Origin of the sequence: Streptomyces sp. SID12501 (genome assembly GCF_010550245.1) — a bacterium.
GTDB lineage: Bacteria > Actinomycetota > Actinomycetes > Streptomycetales > Streptomycetaceae > Streptomyces.
The window spans coordinates 211013-228612 of sequence record NZ_JAAGLU010000009.1; the positions used below are offsets into that span (position 1 = coordinate 211013).

Annotated in this window: 14 protein-coding genes; 5 read left to right on the top strand and 9 right to left on the bottom strand. The window is 71.0% G+C overall.

The window, feature by feature from the left end; all coding sequences use genetic code 11:
* Window positions 1–253 precede the first annotated feature (253 nt).
* The 6 genes from G3I71_RS13215 to G3I71_RS13240 all read right to left on the bottom strand — a co-directional run bounded on the left by G3I71_RS13215 (window position 254) and on the right by G3I71_RS13240 (window position 8274).
* Window positions 254–2551, bottom strand: coding sequence for a PQQ-binding-like beta-propeller repeat protein (locus tag G3I71_RS13215; RefSeq protein WP_239149123.1), 2298 nt, complete (start codon window positions 2549–2551; stop codon window positions 254–256).
* A gap of 257 nt (window positions 2552–2808) precedes the next feature.
* Entirely contained in the window at window positions 2809–3435 is a 627-nt protein-coding gene (locus G3I71_RS13220) for a class F sortase (protein ID WP_203730091.1), read from the bottom strand.
* Window positions 3436–3536: 101 nt separating this feature from the next.
* Window positions 3537–3926 (bottom strand): hypothetical protein, encoded by a 390-nt coding sequence (locus G3I71_RS13225; RefSeq protein ID WP_164314239.1) that lies wholly within the window; start codon window positions 3924–3926, stop codon window positions 3537–3539.
* Window positions 3927–4027: 101 nt separating this feature from the next.
* Window positions 4028–6112, bottom strand: a complete 2085-nt coding sequence (locus G3I71_RS13230) for a cell wall metabolism sensor histidine kinase WalK (RefSeq protein ID WP_164314241.1) — start codon at window positions 6110–6112, stop codon at window positions 4028–4030.
* On the bottom strand, window positions 6099–6881 hold the full coding sequence (locus tag G3I71_RS13235; protein ID WP_343242950.1) for a response regulator transcription factor: 783 nt from the start codon (window positions 6879–6881) through the stop codon (window positions 6099–6101). The genes G3I71_RS13230 and G3I71_RS13235 overlap by 14 nt, the downstream gene beginning before the upstream one ends.
* Window positions 6882–6927: 46 nt before the next feature.
* Window positions 6928–8274, bottom strand: a complete 1347-nt coding sequence (locus tag G3I71_RS13240; protein ID WP_164314243.1) for a glycoside hydrolase family 125 protein — start codon at window positions 8272–8274, stop codon at window positions 6928–6930.
* 210 nt (window positions 8275–8484) lie between these two features.
* On the opposite strand from G3I71_RS13240, the gene G3I71_RS13245 reads away from it, so the two are divergent.
* From G3I71_RS13245 to G3I71_RS13260, 4 genes are all read left to right on the top strand, one after another.
* Window positions 8485–9486, top strand: coding sequence for a LacI family DNA-binding transcriptional regulator (locus G3I71_RS13245; RefSeq protein WP_239149124.1), 1002 nt, complete (start codon window positions 8485–8487; stop codon window positions 9484–9486).
* Window positions 9483–10382 (top strand): ATP-binding cassette domain-containing protein, encoded by a 900-nt coding sequence (locus G3I71_RS13250; RefSeq protein ID WP_239149125.1) that lies wholly within the window; start codon window positions 9483–9485, stop codon window positions 10380–10382. The genes G3I71_RS13245 and G3I71_RS13250 overlap by 4 nt, the downstream gene beginning before the upstream one ends.
* Window positions 10379–11428: an ABC transporter permease gene (locus tag G3I71_RS13255; protein WP_164314246.1), complete on the top strand. Its 1050-nt coding sequence runs from the start codon at window positions 10379–10381 to the stop codon at window positions 11426–11428. The genes G3I71_RS13250 and G3I71_RS13255 overlap by 4 nt, the downstream gene beginning before the upstream one ends.
* A gap of 98 nt (window positions 11429–11526) precedes the next feature.
* Window positions 11527–12510 (top strand): ABC transporter substrate-binding protein, encoded by a 984-nt coding sequence (locus G3I71_RS13260; protein ID WP_164314248.1) that lies wholly within the window; start codon window positions 11527–11529, stop codon window positions 12508–12510.
* 74 nt (window positions 12511–12584) lie between these two features.
* Here the strand turns inward: G3I71_RS13260 and G3I71_RS13265 are convergent, their stop codons facing one another.
* The 3 genes from G3I71_RS13265 to G3I71_RS13275 all read right to left on the bottom strand — a co-directional run bounded on the left by G3I71_RS13265 (window position 12585) and on the right by G3I71_RS13275 (window position 15990).
* Window positions 12585–14435 (bottom strand): serine/threonine-protein kinase, encoded by a 1851-nt coding sequence (locus G3I71_RS13265; RefSeq protein ID WP_164314250.1) that lies wholly within the window; start codon window positions 14433–14435, stop codon window positions 12585–12587.
* Window positions 14436–14525: 90 nt separating this feature from the next.
* Window positions 14526–14687, bottom strand: coding sequence for a DUF397 domain-containing protein (locus G3I71_RS13270; RefSeq protein WP_164314252.1), 162 nt, complete (start codon window positions 14685–14687; stop codon window positions 14526–14528).
* A 133-nt stretch (window positions 14688–14820) separates the two neighbouring features.
* The gene (locus G3I71_RS13275; RefSeq protein ID WP_164314254.1) at window positions 14821–15990 is read right to left on the bottom strand and encodes a steroid 3-ketoacyl-CoA thiolase; all 1170 of its coding nucleotides are present in this window, start codon (window positions 15988–15990) and stop codon (window positions 14821–14823) included.
* Window positions 15991–16258: 268 nt separating this feature from the next.
* On the opposite strand from G3I71_RS13275, the gene G3I71_RS13280 reads away from it, so the two are divergent.
* Window positions 16259–17497 (top strand): cytochrome P450, encoded by a 1239-nt coding sequence (locus G3I71_RS13280; protein WP_164314256.1) that lies wholly within the window; start codon window positions 16259–16261, stop codon window positions 17495–17497.
* Window positions 17498–17600: the final 103 nt, after the last annotated feature.

The following is a 17600-nucleotide window of genomic DNA, read 5'->3' on the forward strand; positions in this document are numbered from 1 at the left end:
TCAGGAGACCTTCCATCGAGCTGACTTCTCTGTTCTCCGCGCCGGAACCGACAGCGTTCCGCGCGAGGACCGATTCGCCGACCCCGGATATCGACCCCTTCCAGGCGCCGGCCTTCCGGGAGGGCACTCCCGGCGCCTCCGCCGACCTGTCGGAGGACCCCGGCAGCTGGGAGCAGCTCTGAGCCGCCCCACCACGTCCGTGTGACCGCCGACCGAATCGCCCAGTGAGCGGGTCGCGGGCTCCCGGGTGCCTTCAGGACCGAGGCACCGGAAGCGCGTACACCCTGTCGAAGTGCTGGGCGATCAGCGGATGGTCGGTGCCGCCGTCGGCGTCGCACGACAGCTGCCAGTCGTTGATGCCCGTGTCCCGGCCGTCGGTGAAGTTCCACAGCAGTTCGCCCCGCCGGGCGTCGATCGCGTAGAAGCCGTCCTTGTTGGCCTCGGCCGTGACGAACACGGCGTCGCCGCCCGCGACAAGAGGGTTCCCCAGGTCCAGCCTGGGGGTTTCGCAGAACCAGCGCCGGGAACCGTCGATGGCGTCGAACGCCTCGACGCCGTGCGGGTTGCTCGTCGTGCAGTAGACCGTGCCGTCCGCCACCGCGACAGAGGCGAAGCCGCCCTTCCCCTCCCTCACCCGCCAGCGCAGCGCCCCGGTCTCCAGGTCCACGGCGACGAGTTCGCTGTCCACCGCGAACACGGTCCCGTCCAGCACCACCGGGGCCGACCGGCCCTCCGAGTCGGACGCCATGCGATGGCTCCACAGCACGTCACTGCGGCCGTCGCGGCCCCTGGCCGTGAGACGGTGCAGCCCGTCCAGGTAGACGAAGCGGCCGGAATCGATGAACGGTTTCAGTTCGAGGCCGATGTCCTGCGTACTGATGGGAATGACCTGGGCCACACGCGCCTTCAGATCCGCACCGAGGACGACGTTCGTGGAGGTGGCCGGCCCCCGCGACCCGTCCGGACGGTCCTGACGGTCGAACCTCAGGCCGACGATGGTAGCTGTGCCGGCGGCCCCGCTGCCGAGCAGCGTGTCGAACCGGAAGTCCTCCCCGAAGTCCAGCGAGTACTGCTCCTCACCCGTGACCGGGTCGACGCCGATCACGGTCGCGCCGGTGCCGAGGGCGACCACGACGTCCGAGACGATCAGGGGCGGGGTGGGCGACTGGCTGATGCCCCGGTAGGTCCACCGAGGGCTGGCGCCGTCGGCGAGACCGAGGCAGAACAGGGTGCCGGACTGCGTCTTCAGCAGGGTCGTGCCGTTGTAGAAGACCGCCGGCGCCTGGACGAGCGGGTCGCTGCGGTACGTCCACAGTGGTTCCGGCGCCGGACCGGTCGGCGTGGCCGCACCGCTCGGTCCGTCGTCCTTCGATCCGTGGAGCAGTGCGGCGACACCGGTACCCAGGGCCAGTGCGGCAACGGTGAGGACCCCCCGGCGGGAAAGGGCCGGCCGCGACGGGCGCGGAGCTCGGTGGTTGCCCCGGTCGGGCCACAGCTCGGGCGGCTGCCCAGGGGGCTGCTCGCGCGCCGGGCCGGGCTTCGGTCTGTCGGGGAGTTCGTCGGATCCGGGGTGGTCCGGGAAGACGACGCGTCGGGGGCTGCTCGGGCGTCCCGTGGCCAGTCGTTGAACGGCTGCCAGGCGCGGGTCGACGCGGAGGCCGCCGGAGCCGGGGGCGGCTCCCACGGCGGCAGGGGCGGACTGGCGTCCGAGGGCTTCCGTCTTCGCATCGAGGCCGAGGTCCAGGTCCATCAGCTCGGCGGCCTGGCGTCTTATCGCGGAGAGAACGGCTTCGGGCAGCCAGCCGTCCCAGTCCAGCGCGTCGACGCCGCCGGGCGCGCACGCCGCCGACACCCGGTCCGGGCTGGGCCGGGCCACCGGGGACTTCTCAAGGCACAAACGCATGATCGTTTCCAGCGGTTCCTGGACGCCTGTCAGGTCCGGCGTGCCGTGCACCACCTGGTACAGCAGGGTGGCCGCCGACGCGCCGTCGAAGGGCGCCTTCCCGGTGGCCGCGTAGGCCAGGACCGAGCCGAGGCAGAACACGTCACCCGCCGGGCCCATCGGGTCCCCTGTGGCGTGCTCGGGGCACATGTACCGCGGGGAGCCCAACAGCACGCCGGACAGGGTGAGTTCGTAGCCGTCGGTGGCGCGGACGATGCCGAAGTCGATGACGCGCGGGCCCTCGGCGGAGAGCAGCACGTTGGACGGTTTGAGGTCGCGGTGCACAAGTCCCGCGGAGTGCACGGCGATCAGCGCTTCGGCGAGTCCGGCGCCGAGGGCCAGGACGGATCTCGGCGGCAGCGGCCCGTACGTCTCGATCGCGTCGGCCAGCGTCGGTCCGATGATGTGCGTGGTGGCCAGCCAGGGGACGCGGCCGTCCGGGTCGGCATCCACGACGGAGGCCGTGTAGGTGCCGCTCACCGCCCGCGCCGCGTCCACCTCGCGGCGGAACCGGTCGCGGAAGGCCTTGCCCGAGGCGAGCTCAGGACGGATGACCTTGACGGCCACGGTCCGTTGCCGGTCGTCCTTGGCGAGGAAGACCTCGCCCATCCCTCCGGCGCCGAGTCGCGCGACAGGACGGTACGGCCCCAACCGCTCCGGATCCGTGGGACGAAGTGGCTCCATAGGTCGTCAGCTCGCCTGTTCTCCGTCTGTCCCCCGTCGAATGGTTTTGGAGGGAGAGTAGGTGCTGGAGGGACGGATGGCGTACGCAACCAGGCAACTCGTGGCCAATACTTGAGACTTCAGGCAGGGACTGTCCGGACGTTACTCGTGACGACAGGGCGAACCGGACACGTTCACGACCCTCAGCTCGCTGTCGCGTACACGATGAGGTTGTCGACCGGGTGCCCCTGCTCGTCGAAGTCGCCGTCGCACGTGATGAGCCGTAGAGCACGCTCCTGGGTCGGCCCGTAGACCTTCTCCGTCGGGAAGGCGTTCTTGCTGACGCTCTCCGTGGCCCTGACGGTGAAGTGGAGGGCTTTTCCCGTCGCGTCGGTGACGGTGATGTCCGCACCCACCTCGATCTTCCTGAGGTCGTGGAAGACAGCCTTGCCGAAGTGGGTGTCGTTGTGGCCGATGATGACGGCCGCACCGACCGCACCGGGCACGGCACCGCCCGTGTACCAGCCCGCGGTCATCCCCTTCTCGGCCGGCGGGACCTCGACCGTCCTGTCCGTGTTGAGGCCCAGCTTCATGAGCGAACTGGTGATCCCCACGGAGGGGATGGCGACCTCGGCGGGGGCAGCCGGAGCGTCGGGGGCCGGTGGCCGCTCGGACTTCGGGGCGCCGGGCGCGGCGGCGGAGGCGGTGGGGGCGACCCGCACTGTCGGGTCGGGGCCGGCCGAGCAGCCGGTGAGCACGCTGACGAGGGTCAGCAGCGTGAGGGTCGCGAGGCGGGCCCGGGACAGGGCCGGACGGTGTGCAGGGGGCAACTCGGGCTCCAGAACAGGGTGCGGAGGTTCGCCGGAACGCACAGGGCGCCGCCCGGTGAAGGGCGGCGCCACCGTGTCGTACGAGAGGTAGTGCTGCCGGGTCAGCCTTCGCGGCGGGCGGTGGTGCGGCGGCGCAGTACGTAGGTGCCGGCGCCCGCGAGCAGCAGTGCGCCCGTGGCCGAACCGATGAGCGTGCCGGTGTTGTCGTCCTGGGCGGGGGCCTCGCCGGCGGCGACACCGCCACGCGGGTAGTCCTTGCCTCCGGCCTTCTGGGCTGCGGCGGCCTTCCTGGCCTCGGCCTCCTTGAGCGTCCTGGCGTCCTCGGCCTTCTTCTTCGCCAGGGCCTCCTTGTCGGCCGGGGTCGAGTCGGTCGCGCCCGGCGTCGGAGTCGAGTCGGCGAAGGCCGCGGTGGCCGGGACGAGCAGCGCGCCGGCCGCGACGCCGGTCAGGACAGCGAGGCGCAGCGGGCGCAGGGTGAGACGGCGGGACATGTAAGGGCTCCAGTTCCAGCCCGGCTTGGTCGTTCCTGGGTGCCGATCCGCACCAGGTTCCGGGCATGGCTTCACCCTGACGGCCACTTGTGAGGAACCTGTCAGAGCGCCGTGGTCATCCCATCAGGGTCGGTGGAGGACCTCGCCGGCAGCCGCAGGGTGAAGGTGGCGCCCTCCCCCTCCGTGCTCGCCACGTCCACCGTGCCGCCGTGGGCCTCGGCGAGCTTGAGGACGATCGCGAGGCCCAGGCCGCTGCCGCCGGTGCTGCGGTTGCGGGACTTCTCCGCCCGCCAGAAACGGTCGAACACGTACGGGAGATCACCCGCCGGGATGCCGCTGCCGGTGTCGGACACCTCCACGGCGAGCTCGTCCCCCGCGTCGGTGACGTACGAGCGCAGGGTCACCGTGCCGCCGGCCGGTGTGTGGCGTACCGCGTTGGAGAGCAGGTTGCTGACGGTCTGGCGCAGCCGTACGGGGTCGGCGTCGAGGAGCGGTGGGCGAGGGGTGCCCGGCGCGGCCGGGAGAACGGTGAGGGTGACGCCCGCCGTCTCGGCCGGCACCTGGTGCGCGGAGGCGACCTGGCCGAGCAGCTCGTCGATCCGTACCGGCTTGCGGTGCAGCCGCAGGGCGCCCGCGTCGGCCGCGCCGAGGTCCTGGAGGTCGTTGATGAGGTGCTGGAGCTGCACCGCCTCCTCCAGGAGCGAGGAGACGAACGCCGGGTCCGGCACGGCCAGTCCGTCGTGGGCCGCCTCCAGCCAGCCCCGGATGTTGCTCAGTGGTGTCCGCAGCTCATGGGCGACATCGCTGACCATCACCTTGCGCTGCTCCTCCAGGCGGGCCCGGTGCGCGGCCATGTCGTTGAAGGCCGCCGTCAGCCGCCCGATCTCGTTGTCCGAGACGACGGGCACGGGCACCGGAGTCGCGTCCAGGCCCTCCCGCATCCGCTGGGCGGCGCCGGTGAGCGCTTGCAGCGGGCGTACGAGCCTGGCTCCCGCGAGTACCGAGGCACCGACGGTGAGGGCGAGGACCAGGGCGGTGACGCCGGCGATGCGTGCGGTGTTGGCCCGGGAGAGGTCGAAGCCGGGCACACCGGCGGCTCCTGGGCCGTCGATGAACAGCAGTGCGGGATCGGCGACATAGCCCGCGAGCTGTTCCCGGCGGGCGCTGTCGACACAGTCGCCCACGGCCCGGTCGTACGCGCTGTCGCGGATCTCGGCGGGGGCGTAGTCGAGTGCGCCGCCGGATGCCGCCTTGCGTTGGGCCGTCGCGGCGTCCTCCGCCTTCTTGGCGGCCAGGGCCTCCGCCTCCCGAGCGCTGAGGCCGTCCTCGGCGGCGGGGGCCACGTCGTCCCGTCCGTACCCGTAACTCCGGTCCCAGGACAGGTCCAGGTTCAGTTTCACGGCGGTGCGACCCTGTCGTTTCAGGCAGGCGTCGGCCAGTTGGTTGAGGGCGCTCAGGGCCTTCCGCTCGGTCGCGGTGGGACCGAGCGGGTAGGACGACAGACACTTCGCTGCCATGTCACGGTCGGTCACGCTGTCGGTACCGCCCTCGGTCTCGTCGCTCACGAACTGGACGCGGGGCCGTCCGCCCGGGCTCTCGACGACGTCGGCGGCGATACCCATCTGGCTGAGGCACTCCACCCTCCGGTCGGAGGCCTTCCGCAGTGCGTCGCGTTCCTTCGCGGGCAGCCGGAAGGGCCCCACGGCCCGTGGATCGACGCGGTTGGCGCCGGCCCCGGCGGCGTCGGGCACGAGCACGGGGTCGACGGCGCGGGGGTCCACGACCGCCGAGGCCTGCGGTGCGAGCGGAGCCGACGTGGAACTGCCGCCCGCAGAGCGGGAGTCGGCCGAGGCCGCCGAGTCCACGAACGGGCGTCGGCCCGGCGTGGTGAGCACGATCCGGCGCCCGGACTCACCGGCCAGCTCTCGCACGGTGGTGTCGACGCCGTCCCAGTCGGGGTGGGTGGCCGCGTAACCGAGGAGGGTGTTGTAGATCTTCGCGTCGGACTTGAGGGTCTGCCCCTGCTCCTGGCGGATCGCGACGGAGGTCGTCTGCACGGCCAGCCAGGCGGTCGCGGCGACCGAGCACGAGGCCACCAGCGCCGACACGGTCAGCAGCCGCCCCGCCAGGCTCTTGCGGAGCGGCAGCCGGGCCCCCGCCGGGCCCCTCCTGTCAGGACGAGGCATGGCGTACGTTCCTCGCCGGGTCCGTCAGTTTGTAGCCGACGCCGAAGACGGTGATGAGGCGGTCCGGCCGCCGTGGAGCGCGCTCGATCTTCTTGCGCAGGTTCATGACGTGCACGTCCACGGTCCGGCCGCTGATGTACTTGTCGAAGCCGTGCAGTTCGTCCAGGAGCCGCGCCCTGGTGAAGACCCGGCCGGGCTCGGCCGCCATCGCCGCGAGGATACGGAACTCACCGGGCGTGCACTCGACGGGCGTACCGGCGACCGACACCTCGTGCCGCGCGGGATCGACCCTGAGCGCGCCGACCGCCAACACCTTCTCGTCCGGGGTCACTTCGGGCTCCGGGGCAGGAGCGGGGACGGTGACGGGGAGGGACACGGTCACGGAAGCCGGGTCGGTGCCGCGCCGGTTGCGGCGCAGCAACGTCCTTACCCGGGCCGTCAGTTCGCGCGGGCTGAACGGCTTGGTCATGTAGTCGTCGGCGCCGAGGTCGAGGCCGAGCAGCATGTCGTCCTCGGTGCTGCGGGCCGTCAGCATCAGCACCGGCACCTCCCGGCGTTCGGCGCGCAGGATCCGTACGACGTCGAGGCCGTCGGCTCTGGGCATCATCACGTCGAGGACGACCAGATCGGGTTCCTGGTGCCGGACCGTCTCGAGAGCCGCCCGGCCGTCCACGACGACCGTGACGGTGTGACCCTCGTGCTCCAGGTAGCGGCGCACGAGTTCGGCCTGCTTCGCATCATCTTCGGCGACCACAATGTTTGCGCACACGCCGCAGATCGTAGCGACCGCCGACGCCGGGAGAGCGGAAGTGTCCTTACCGTGCGGGCGGTTCGGTGGTGGACAGCCGAGGGTGCAGGCGCGCCGTCGAGCGTCCCGTGAGGTCGAGGAGCAGCTCGGCGAAGAGGGCGTCGCCCCAGCCGAACCAGGGGCGCGTGAAGGTCGCGGGGTCGTCGACGTGGAAGCTCTCGTGCACGCAGCCGGTGCCCCCGTCGGTGCGCAGCAGCAGCTCGGCGAGACGGACCCGCTCGGCCTCGTCGTCGCTGGTCAGCGCCTGCATGGTGAGAGAGAGCGGCCAGACGTGGCCGGGCGGGGTGTGCGGGCTGCCGATGCCGGCCGCCGAACTTCCCGCGTAGTAGAAGGGGTTGACGTCGCTGAGGACGAACTCACGGGTGCGCAGGTAGAGCTGGTCGCCCGGGTCGCACCAGCCGAGGTAGGGCAGCGAGAGCAGGCTCGGGATGTTGGCGTCGTCCATCAGCAACTGCCCGCCGAGACCGTCGACTTCGTACGCGTACACCGTCGGGTCTGCCCCTGCGGTCACCCCGTGCGTACGTACCCCGGTGGCGATCTCGCCGGACAGCGCGGTGGCGTCGGCGGCCAGGCCGGGGTCGCCGATCGCCGTCGCCAGTTCGGCGAGGCCGGCGAGGGCGACGGCCGCCATGGCGTTGGCCGGGACGAGATAGCCGTACTCGCAGCGGTCGTCGCTGGGGCGGAAGCCGGACCAGGTCATGCCGGTGGACGCGGTCGGTCCGCCCCGGCCGCCGCGCGGCAGCGTGTCGTACTCGTAGTCGCCGAGGCGCCGGAACTCGTACGGCGAGCGGTTCTCGTGGTCCTGCTCGACCCGCCACAGGGCGATGATCCGGCGGGCGGCCCGGACGAAGCGGTCGTCGGCGGTGAGGTGGCCGAGGCTGCCGGTGGCCCGCCAGATGCCGTAGGCGAGCTGGAGCGGGGCGCAGAGCGAGTCGACCTCGTACTTCTGCTCCCAGACCAGCGGGTCGGGCGTCGGCTCGTCGATGTGACCGGCGCCGGAGCCGTCGGGTTCGACGTTGAAGGCGTTGGCGTACGGGTCGGCGAGGACGTAACGCAGCTGGCGGCGCAGGACGCCGGTGAGCGCGCCGGCGACGGCGGGGTCGTCGGCGGCGAGGAGGTACGGGCGGACCTGGGCGGTGCTGTCGCGCAGCCACATCGCGGGGATGTCGCCGGTGAGGACGAAGACCTCGCCGTCGGGGAGCGGGCGCATGGCTCTGCCCCAGGTGCCGGTCAGCAGCCGGGTGAAGCGGTCGGCGGCGCGCGGGTCGAGGGAGCGCAGCTCGCGGTGCACGTCGGCGCGCAGGGCGCGGAGGCCTTCCGGCAGCCCGTCCTCCGGGTCACTGACAGGCAGCATGATCGTCCTCTCGCGCACTTCTCACAGCACTTCTCATCCACTGAGACAACGTTGTTTTGAAACAACGTTGTCAGACCATACAAACCGGTCCCCGCAATCCGCAAGGCATGCAAAATCCCTGTTCCAATCCATTGACAACGTTGTTTCACAGAGGTTTGCTGTGCGGCACACAGCGACACCCAAGTGACCCTTTTCGGAGTGATGCCGGACATGCGAACGCCCACCATGCGGGAGGTCGCCGCCCTTGCCGGGGTGTCGATCAAGACCGTCTCCCGGTTCGTCAACGGTGACGAGACGGTCTCCCCCGCGATCGCGGAGCGGGTGCGCGCTGCCATAGACGAGACCGGCTACCGCCGTAACGACCTCGCCCGGAGCCTGCGCCCCGGCCAGCGCAGCACCACGCTCGCGCTGCTGGTCGGCGACCTGACCAACCCCTTCTACGGCTCGATCGCCAACGGCGTCATGGGGGTGGCCCGCGCCCACGGTCACAACGTCGTGCTGGCCAGCTCCGACGAGGACCCCGAGGCCGAGCGCCGGGGCATCGACGACCTGCTCGGGCAGCGCGTCGCCGGGCTGCTGATCGTGCCGGGCGCGATGGACTACGGCTATCTCGGCCGCGAGGTCGACCAGGGCACCCCGGTGGTCTTCCTCGACCGGCCCGCGCTCGGCCTGGACGCGGACACCGTGCTGCTGGACAACCACGGGGGCGCCCGGAAGGCCACCGAGCATCTGATCGCCGCCGGTCACCGGCGGATCGGCGTCCTGGTGGCGGCCAGCTACTACACCACGGGCCGCCGTCTCGACGGCTACCTGGACGCCGTACGCGCCGCCTTCGGCGAGGTCGACGAGGCCCTGGTCGCGAGGCTGGAGCACGGCACCCGGGCGGAGGCCGAGCAGGCCGCCGCCGAACTGCTGGCGCTGCCCCCGGACCGGCGCCCCACGGCGCTGTTCACCACCACCAACTTCCTGACCCACGGCGCCCTGCGTGCCATGGGCCCGGGGCAGGGCCTGGCCCTGGTCGGCTTCGACGACTTCCCGTTCGCCGACCTGCTGCCGACCCCCGTGACGGTCGTGTCCGGGGACGCCTACGAGATGGGCCGCGAGGCCGCCCGACTGCTGCTGGCCCGGATCTCGGGCGAGAGCGGACCACCCCGCCGGGTCGAGCTCGGCACCGTACTGACCCCCCGTGGAAGCGGAGAGCAGAAGCCATGAGCATCCCCCCTCCGGCCACCCCGACCCCGGCCGCCTCGGCTCCGGCCACCTCGAATTCGGGCTGTGCCGGCCCGACACCGCACGGGGCCACCGCCGCCACCCCGGTCCTCGAACTGACCGGCATCGTCAAGAACTACGGCCAGGTCCAGGCGCTGCGCGGCGCCGCCCTCACCGTCTACCCGGGCGAGGTGGTCGCGCTGGTCGGTGACAACGGCGCCGGCAAGAGCACCACGATCAAGGTCATCTCCGGGGTGATCCAGCCCGACGCGGGTGAGATCAGGGTCGACGGCAAACCGGTGAGCATCCCGGACCCGATCGCCGCCCGCCGCCTGGGCATCGAGACCGTCTACCAGGACCTGGCCCTCGCGCCCGACCTGGACCCCGCCGAGAACCTGTTCCTGGGCCGCGAGATCATGCGCCCCGGTCTGCTCGGCAAGCTCGGCTTCCTGGACCGGAAGGCCATGCGGACCAAGGCCGACGAGGCGTTCGGCTCGCTCGGGGTCGGCATCCAGGACACCGCCGCGCAGGTCGTCACGATGTCCGGCGGCCAGCGCCAGGGCATCGCGGTCGGCCGGGCGGTGAACTGGGCGGACCGGGTGCTGCTGATGGACGAACCGACGGCGGCGCTGGGCGTCGTACAGACGGAACGGGTCGGTCAGCTGATCCGGCGGGTCCGGGCGTCGGGCGTGGCGGTGGTGCTGATCAGCCACAACCTGCCGTTCGTGTTCGAGTACGCGGACCGTATCGAGGTGCTGCGGCTCGGCCAGCGGGTGGCCCGGCTGTCGGGCGCGACGGCCACCAGCGAGAACGTCCTCGGCGCCATGACGGGCGCGCTCACCTTCGAGGACGCCTCGGATCCCGCCATCGACCCGGCAGACAGCGAGGACCAGTCATGACTCCCACGACCGAGGTGAAGTCCGCCGCCGCCGGACCGGACAAGGAGACCCCCCGCTCCCTGCGCTCGGCGGCCCTCGCCGCCGCCTGGCGCAACATGAAGGGCACCCGGAGCCTGGCCCTGGTCGTCCTGCTGATGCTGCTCGCGGTGTTCGGCGCCATGTACCCCGACAACTTCCTCACCGCGTACAACCTGCGCAGCGTCGCCATCGAGGCCGCCTCCTACTGTGTGCTGGCCATCGGGATGACGTTCGTGATGACCACCGGGGGCATCGACCTGTCGGTCGGCTCGGTGCTGATCTTCTCCGGGGTCGTGGGCGTGAAGGTGATGTCGGCACTGGGCGGCGAAGGCCCGCTGACCCTGCTGGCGGGCCTGTTGACAACGATGGCGACGGGCCTGGCCTGGGGCGTCCTGAACGGCCTCCTGGTCACCAAGGCCAAACTCCCGCCGCTGATCGCCACGTTGGCCACCCTCTCGGCGGCGGGCGGCGGCGCCCTGGTCCTCACCAACGGCCTGGACCTGCGCGGAGTCCCCGACTCCCTGGTCAACGGCCTCGGCTTCGGCCGCTTCCTGGGCATCCCGTACACGGTCTGGCTGGCCATCGGCCTGACCATCGGCGGCGCGATCGTCCTCGGCCTGACCCGCTTCGGCACCTACACCCGCACGATCGGCTCCAACGTCGAGGCCGCCCGCCGCGCCGGAGTCGCCGTCGACCGCCACCTCATCAAGGTGTACGCACTCTGCGGGCTCCTCGCCGGAATCGCCGCGTACGTCAACCTGGCCCGCTTCTCCACCACCACCGTCGGCGGCCACACCGGGGACAACCTCCAGGCGATCGTCGCCACCGTGCTCGGCGGCACCAGCCTCTTCGGCGGTGTGGGCAGCGTCCTGGGCACCGCCTTCGGCTCCCTCATCCCGGCCGTGCTGAGCAACGGCCTGGTCATCATCGGCCTCCAGCCGTTCTGGCAACAGGTCGCGGTCGGCGCGGTTCTGGCGGGGGTCGTGTACGTCGACCACGTCAACCGGCGCCGCCGCACGCTCCGTTAAGGCCCCCCGAGTACCTCCGAGTACCTCCAAGTCCCCCCTTGATCGCCCCCCGCGCAACGCCCTCGCTCAACGCCCCGTCGCACCAATGGAGTTGCACCATGAAGACCGCCCACCTCACCCTCAGAGGCGCTGCCCTCGCCACCGTCATAGTCCTGGGCGCCACCGCCTGCGGGTCCGGCGATTCCTCCTCCTCCACCTCGAACCCCAAGGTGACCGTCATCCTCGGCACCGCGTCCGACTCCTTCTACAACACCCTCGGCTGCGGGGCGAAGGCCGAGGGCAAGAAGCTCGGCGCCACCGTGGACGTCCAGGGTGCGACGACCTTCGACCCGGCCACTCAGACGCCGATCCTGACCAGCACCGTGGCCAAGAAGCCGAACGCCATCGTCATCGCGCCGACGGACTCGAAGGCGCTGGGTACGCCGTTGAAGCAGGCCAACGAGGCCGGCATCAAGATCGTGACGGCGGACACGGGCCTCGACGACACGAGCTTCATCTCCTCCGCCGTCTCCTCCAACAACGTGGAGGGCGGCGCCGAGGCGGCCCGCACGCTGGCCGAGCTCGTCGGCGAGAAGGGCAAGGTCGTCATCATCGGCGGCACCCCGGGTGTCACCACGGCCGACCAGCGGATCAAGGGCTTCGAGGACGAGATCAAGAAGTACCCGAACATCTCCTTCGTGGGCGTCCAGCCCTCCACGCCCAGCGGCGGCGTCGTCGAGGCCGCCCGCCTCACCGCCGCGTCCCTGTCCAAGGATCCCGACCTGGCGGGCATCTTCTCCATCAGCACCCCGGCCAGCGACGGCGCCAACAACGCCATCAAGGACGCGGGCAAGGTCGGCAGGATCAAGGTCGTCGGATTCGACGCGGGCCCCGCGCAGGTCGAGCAGCTGAAGAAGGGCACGGTCCAGGCACTGATCGCCCAGAAGGCGGAGGAGATCGGCGCACAGGCGGTGCAGCAGGCGGTGAACGCGATCCAGGGGAAGAAGGTGACGAAGTCGATCGGCACGTCGTTCGTGTCGATCACGGCGGCCAACCTGGGCGACGCGGACGTGAGCAAGTACGTGTACCGGTCGACCTGCTGACGTCTCGTCAGATTTGTTCGTACTCTGTTCCGGCGCGGACTGCCGGGTGACTCCGTCCCGTTACCGGGGCGGAGTCACTTCGACGCCCGCAGGTTGTCCCAGGTCGCGCGCTTCACGATGCCGTTGACGGCCAGGCCCTTGTCCACCTGGAAGTTCTTCATCGCCGCCTCCAGGCCCTCCCCGAACACGCCGTCCACGCCGGTGCCGCCGATGTCGTACCCGCGCAGCATGAGGATGCACTGGACCTGCTTGACGCGCTTCCCGGTGTCGCCGATGGCTGTGCGGACCTTGCCCGCGTAGTACGTGCAGTCGGTGACCCAGGGTGCCGAGGCGGGCTCGGTCGTGGAGGTGACCGGGGACGGCGTGGGGGTGGGCGTGGCGGCGGTGCCGCCGTCCGTTCCGGTGCTGGGGTCGGTTCCGGGGTCGGTGCCCGTACCCGTACCCGTTCCAGCGGTCGTGTCCGTGCCCGTAGACGTGTCGGGGTCCGTGGGGTCGTTCCCGGCGTCGCCGTCGCCGTCTGTGTCGTCGGTGTCGTTGGCGACCTGGGAGGGGTCGGCGGGGCCGTCCGCGGTCTCGGTGCCGTTGCCGGACGTGCTCGGGACCGACTTCCCGTCCGAGGTGCCCGGCTTCGGCAGGGCGTCGCCCGCTTCGGCGGCCGTGTCGGCGGAGGCCGTCGTGCCGGGCCCGGGCACAGCGGAAGCCTCCTGGTCCGACGGGCGGGCGAGTACGAAGCCCAGCGCGGCCAGGGCACAGACGGCGAGGGCCGCCGCCACGGCCGGTACCGGCCTTCTGCGCGCCCAGGCGACAGCCCCCTTCGGGCGCCGCCGTCCCGGGGACGTCTCGTCGGACGCCACCGCCGGGACGGCCGGGTCGGCTGCCGGGACGGGCGCCGCACCCTTCGCGGGCACCGGTAGCGCCGACGCCGGGTTCGGGCGGTGGCCCTGGAGACGCAGCTCCGCCACCCGCGCGACGGGGACGCTGTACAGGACGTCGTACGCCCGCTGCCGCTCCAGCACCCTGCCGAGCAGCGGTTCCGGCCATCTGGACGCCTCAGCGGACTCTCCGGCACACTCACGCGCCGCCTGGACCAGCGCCCTCGGCGTCGGCCGCCGCTCGGGTTCCTTGGAGAGGCAGGCGGCCAGCAGCGCGCCCAGCGCAGGGTCGATGGCCGAGATCTCGCCGATCACCTCGGCGTCGGGCTCCTCGAAGGCGACCCGGTGCATCACGTCGACACCGGTACCGTCTCCGAAGGGGGCCCGGCCGACCGCCGCGTAGATCAGTGTCCCGGCGAGCGAGAACACGTCGGAGGTCTCGTCGCAGTGGCCGGTCCGCAGATACTCCGGGGACATGTAGGCGGGCGTTCCGACCCGGTTGCCGGTGCCGGTGATCGCGCTCGCGTCGGCGGCCTTGGAGATGCCGAAGTCGATGACGTGGGCGCCCCGGAGCGACAGCAGCACGTTGGACGGCTTCAGGTCCCGGTGCACGATCCCCGTGGCGGCGAGGTCGGCGAGCGCCTGCCCCAGCTCCGCCACCAACCGCCAGACGGCGCCCGGCCCCAGGACACCGTCCTCCCGTACGGCGTCCGCGAGGTCGAGCGCGGCGAGGTACTCCGTGGCCATCCACAGCAACTCGTCCTGGAACCCCGTACCGCACAGCCTCGGGGCGCGCGGCGAACGGACCCGGCCGTGCACCAACGCCTCCTGCTCGAAGCGGCGCCGGAACGTCGGGTCCTCGGCGTACTCGGGGCGGATCACCTTGACCGCGAACAGGCCGGGACCGTCGTCCGAGGGGCGCGCCAGATAGACCCGCCCCATGCCACCGCTGCCGAGCAACGCCAACGGCACGTAGGGGCCGATGTGTTCAGGGTCTACGGGACGCAGGGGGGCCGCGCCGGCCTGCCGCAGTGCGGCAGCTTCGACTGTCACAAAACCCCCGAAGTGATGTTCTACATACGCCAGTTCGCCTCACTGGCAGAACGAGGCTAACTCAGCTCGCGCGTACGTACAGGGTTTCGATCACTTCCGCAGTGCAATTGTGAACGACGCCCAGGCGGTGAGAGGGAACACGAGGGCGGGACCGTGCGGGTTCCTGGAGTCACGGACAGGCACGACGGGGAGGTTGTCGACGACTTCGAGGCACTGTCCGCCGCGCCATGTCGCGCACCGAATCGTACGCACGTTGCAGCTGCCACAGGCTCTCCCCGCCGGCCTCGCGCAACGCCTTCAGTTCCTCGGCGAACCGCTGACGCGGCTCCTGGCTGCGACTCGTCGCCGTACGTCGTTGAGCGAGCCGCAGCCGCAACCGCAACCCTCACAACCGCTGGATGATCGTCCCCGTCGCCAGCGCCCCGCCCGCGCACATGGTGATCAGCGCGAACTCCTTGTCAACGCGCTCCAGTTCATGCAGTGCCGTGGCGATCAGCCGCGCCCCGGTCGCGCCGACCGGATGCCCGAGGGCGATGGCCCCGCCGTTCACGTTCACCTTGTCCAGGTCCTGCTCGAAGACCTGCGACCAGCTCAACACCACGGAGGCGAACGCCTCGTTGATCTCGATCAGGTCGATGTCCTTCAGCGTCATGCCCGCCTTGCCGAGCACCGCCCGGGTCGCGTCGATGGGACCGTCGAGGTGGAAGTGCGGGTCGGAACCCACCAGCGCCTGGGCCACGATCCGCGCCCTCGGGCGCAGCTTCAGCGCTCGCGCCATCCGCTTCGACGCCCACAGCAGCGCTGACGAACCGTCGCTGATCTGGGACGAGTTGCCCGCCGTATGGACAGCGGACGGCATGATCGGCTTCAGGGAGGCCAGCGCGTCCATGGACGTGTCGCGCAGCCCCTCGTCCCGGTCGACGAGGCGCCACATGCCCTGCCCGGCGCCCTGCTCCTCCTCCGTCGTGGGTACCTGAACGGCGAACGTCTCCCGCTTGAACCGCTCCTCCGCCCAGGCGACCGCCGCCCGCTCCTGCGAGAGAAGGCCCAGCGTGTCCACGTTCTCCCGGGTCAGTCCGCGCCGCCGGGCGATCCGCTCCGCCGCCTCGAACTGATTGGGCAGATCCACGTTCCACTCCTCGGGGAACGGCTTCCCGGGGCCGTGCTTGGACGCCGAGCCCAGCGGCACCCGCGACATGACCTCGACCCCGCAGCTGATGCCGACGTCGATGACGCCCGCCGAGATCATGTTGGCGACCATGTGCGAGGCCTGCTGGGAGGAACCGCACTGGGCGTTGACGGTGGTCGCCGCGGTCTCGTACGGCAGGCCCATGGTCAGCCAGGCGGTGCGGGCGGGGTTGGCGGACTGCTCGCCGGCCTGGGTGACCGCGCCGCCGACGATCTGCTCGACGCAGTCGGCGGGGATGCCGGTGCGGCCCAGAAGTTCGCGGTAGGTCTCGCCCAGGAGGTAGGCGGGGTGCAGGTTGGCGAGGGCGCCGCCGCGCCTGCCGATGGGGGTGCGTACGGCTTCGACGATCACGGGTTCCGCGGCCATGATGGGGAGTTCCTCTCCTCAGGTCACCCGCGCGGCGCGGGCGTCCCGGCCACCCGCCACGCAGAACTAGTACGCGTTCTAGTTCTGCTTGCAGTCTGCTGACGGCCTGTCCGACACCGCAACCCCCTTGCAGCGCCCGATAGCACAAGAGGTGCCCGGAATTGATGGCGTCGCACCCCTTGCCTCTTCTGGAACCCGTTACTACCTTCGCGACACCCACCCATTCCTGATGGTCCGTCAGATACCGGTCAGATGACGGGAGTTTCCGATGGCGTCCTGTCCCGCGCTGCCTGAAGGGTTCGACTTCACCGACCCCGACCTGCTCCAACACCGCGTACCTCTCCCGGAGTTCGCCGAGCTGCGCGCCACCGAGCCGGTCCACTGGGTGCCCCAGCACCCCGGCATCGCGGGCTTCGCCGACGAGGGCTACTGGGCCGTCACCCGGCACGCGGACGTCAAGTACGTGTCCACGCACCCGGAGCTGTTCTCGTCCACCACCAACACGGCGATCATCCGCTTCAACGAGCACATCGAGCGCGACGCGATCGACGCCCAGCGGCTGTTCATGCTCAACATGGACCCGCCCGAGCACACCCGGGTCCGCCAGATCGTGCAGCGCGGCTTCACCCCGCGCTCGATCCGCGGTCTGGAGGACAACCTGCGCAGCCGCGCGCTCGCCATCGCTGCGAACGCCGCCGCCCGCAGCGGCTCCTTCGACTTCGTCACGGAGGTCGCCTGCGAACTGCCCCTCCAGGCCATCGCGGAGCTGATCGGCATCCCCCAGGAGGACCGCCTCAGGATCTTCGAATGGTCCAACAGGATGATCTCGTACGACGATCCGGAGTTCGCGATCACCGCGGAGGTCGGCCAGCAGTCGGCGATGGAACTCATCGCGTACGCCATGAACATGTCCGCCGAGCGCAAGCAGTGCCCGGCGAAGGACATCGTCACCACGCTGGTGGCCGCGACGGACGAGGGCAACCTCGCCTCGGACGAGTTCGGCTTCTTCGTGCTGATGCTGGCCGTCGCGGGCAACGAGACGACCCGCAACGCCATCACCCACGGCATGCACGCCTTCCTCACCCATCCCGAGCAGTGGGAGCTGTACAAGCGCGAACGCCCGGAAACCACCGCCGAGGAGATCGTGCGCTTCGCCACCCCCATCATGTCCTTCCAGCGAACGGCCACCCAGGACACGGAGCTGGGCGGCCAGAAGATCAAAGAGGGCGACCGCGTCGGCATGTTCTACTCCTCCGCCAACCGCGACCCCGAGGTCTTCGAGTCCCCGGACGTGTTCGACATCACCCGCGACCCCAATCCGCACCTCGGCTTCGGCGGCGGAGGCCCACACTTCTGCCTCGGCAAGTCCCTGGCCGTCATGGAGATCAACCTGATCTTCAACGCCCTCGCCGACGCCATGCCCGGCCTCACCCTGGTCGGAGACCCGCGCCGACTGCGCTCGGCCTGGGTCAACGGCGTCAAGGAGCTCCAGGTGAGCGCGGGCTAGCCACAGCCACGCGAGAAGGCCGCGAGACTCGGGCCGGCGGCCTCCCGGCGTCGCCGGCCCGTCCCGACGTGAGGCAGGGGCACATCCCACGCCCCGCCCCTGC